The sequence below is a fragment of the Betaproteobacteria bacterium genome, assembly GCA_009377585.1.
Classification (GTDB): Bacteria; Pseudomonadota; Gammaproteobacteria; order Burkholderiales; family WYBJ01; genus WYBJ01.
The window spans coordinates 16,351-18,389 of sequence record WHTS01000114.1; the positions used below are offsets into that span (position 1 = coordinate 16,351).

At 68.2% G+C, this 2,039-nt stretch carries 2 protein-coding genes and 1 pseudogene; 1 reads left to right on the plus strand and 2 read right to left on the minus strand.

Annotated features, from left to right (window positions below; genetic code table 11):
* Nucleotides 1-615: 615 nt before the first annotated feature.
* Nucleotides 616-972, minus strand: a pseudogene (locus tag GEV05_25105) (hypothetical protein).
* Nucleotides 951-1,454 carry a hypothetical protein gene (locus tag GEV05_25110; GenBank protein MPZ46605.1) on the minus strand — a complete coding sequence of 168 codons (504 nt, stop codon included), beginning with the start codon at nt 1,452-1,454 and terminating at the stop codon, nt 951-953. Before GEV05_25110 ends, GEV05_25105 begins: the two are co-directional and overlap by 22 nt.
* Before the next feature lie 30 nt (nt 1,455-1,484).
* Between GEV05_25110 and GEV05_25115 the strand changes: the two genes are divergently transcribed.
* The gene (locus GEV05_25115; GenBank protein ID MPZ46606.1) at nt 1,485-1,934 is read left to right on the plus strand and encodes a LysR family transcriptional regulator; all 450 of its coding nucleotides are present in this window, start codon (nt 1,485-1,487) and stop codon (nt 1,932-1,934) included.
* Nucleotides 1,935-2,039: the final 105 nt, after the last annotated feature.

Consider the following 2,039-nt stretch of genomic DNA (forward strand, 5'->3'; position numbering starts at 1 on the left):
AGCGATGCCCCGGGTAATCCGGCGCTTTCGAAATAGGCGCGCACCTCCTTCTCGCCCACCCTGGCGCGAAAGGTATCGTCGGGGGGAAGACTCAGGACGCGGCATACCGAGCCGCCGGGCGGCGGCTCGAGACGCTGCCGCCCGCGGGCGGTATCGACGCCGGCGCGGATCGCGGCGGGCGTGGAATCCGTGACCCAGATGCGGGTGCACGAAAATCCCGGCCGCGCGGGGTCGGTAAGCACGTCGGGCGCGGGCGCATCGCACAGCGCGATCGACTTGCCGTTCTCGTCGTCGATGCTGACGATGCGGCGCACGGGTCGCACGCCGGGCGGCGGCGGCGCGGGCCGGAGCGGCACGGGCTTCGTCCCGGGCGGGTCGAACTTCGCACCCATCATGACGAAGGCCATGAGGCTCTCGATTCCCGGATTCTGCCAGCCGTGCCAGTTGCCAAGCTGGACCACCACGTCGCCGGGGCGCATCACGTATTCGCCGTCGTCGAGCAGCAGAACCCGCTCGCCGTGCAGCAGGATGCCGTAGTCGACCGTTTCCGATTTGTGAACCGGCGAGGAGATGGCGCTGGCGCCGCCCCGGTCCCACGTTCCGCCTTTGCGCTGCCGCGGCCGCGTTGGCCGCGATCTCGGCGCCGATGATGCCGGTCGCGCCCGGGCGCGTGTCGACGACGACTTGCTGCCCCATCGATTCGTTGAACCTGGCGCCGATGAGGCGCCCGACCACGTCGGGCCCCGAGCCCGGCGAGCTCAACGCGATGAGCCGGATCGGCTTGTTGGGATACTTTTCCGCGGCCTGCGCGGCGGCGAGCGGCAGCGCGAGCGCCGCGGCCAGCAAACAGCCTTTCCATTTGCACGTCTTCATGGTGCTCCTCCTTGCTGTGGGCGGGACCGCGGCCGGGGTCGAAACCCGCTTTCCGCGTACGGGGTTCGGAGTCCGTTTCAAAGCCGGGAACGAAGGCATGCGCGCACGTCAATGTGCGCTGCCTGCCCCGCCCGTCCACGTCTTCGGCGCGAACGCGCGGTGATCGGTGACGGCGCGTCCGAGCTCGCGTTCTCGCTGATCGACACGCGCCACTCCTCGACGAACCCGCGTACCTCGCCGAGCCATGCAGTCCGTTCCACGCCCCCACTGCCCGCGGTGGCGAGCATCTGCCCCAGCACGGTCTTCGCGTCGCCCAGCAGGCCGATCCGAGTCGGATAGTTGCGGCCGATCTCGCGCGCGTCGATGTCGAGATGAACGACGGGCTTGCCGGGCTTGGGAACCTGCCAGCGCGCCGTCACCTGGCCGCCGGTATGGCTGCCGATGTAGAAGACGAGGTCGGCCTCGCCGACGGTACGATTGGCGCACGTGCGCGAGTACGTTCCCACCACGCCGACGGCGAGCGGATGGGTGTCGAGGATTGTGCCTTTGCCGTTGAGCGAGGTGGCCACGGGAATCTGCAGCTTCTCGGCAAGCGCCGTTCATGGTAGCCGATGAACTTCCGCCAGCTGCGCTATCTCTGCGAAGTCGTCGATTCAGGCTTCAACATCACCCATGCCGCAAACGCGCTGCATACTTCGCAGCCGGGCGTGAGCAAGCAGCTCGCAGCGCTCGAGCGGGAGCTCAACGTGGAGATCCTGCTGCGGCGGGGAAACCGCATCGTAGGCGTGACCGACCCCGGCCGCTCGATCCTCAACGTCGCGCGCCGCATCCTCGACGACGCGCACAGCCTGCACAAGATCAGCGAGGATTTCGGGCTGCAGGACACGGGCCGGCTGGTCGTCGGCACCACGCATACGCACGCGCGCTACGTGCTGCCCGGCGTGATCCGCCGCTTCTCGGCGGCTCATCCCCGCGTGCAGGTCGTCATTCGCCAGGACGTAACGCTTTTACACAGCTGCTGCGCGGGAATGACCGACGTGCGCCGAACCTACAGAACGTAGCGCGCCAGGTCCTCGCTTTGCGCGAGATCCTTGAGCCGATCGTCGACGTAGGCCGCATCGATGGCGAGCGTCTTGCCCTCGAACTTCGAGGCGTCGAACGAAAGC

Bases quoted from the DNA above. Each gene is read 5' to 3' on its own strand.
- GEV05_25115 (MPZ46606.1), top strand. From the start codon at position 1,485: ATGAACTTCCGCCAGCTGCGCTATCTCTGCGAAGTCGTCGATTCAGGC.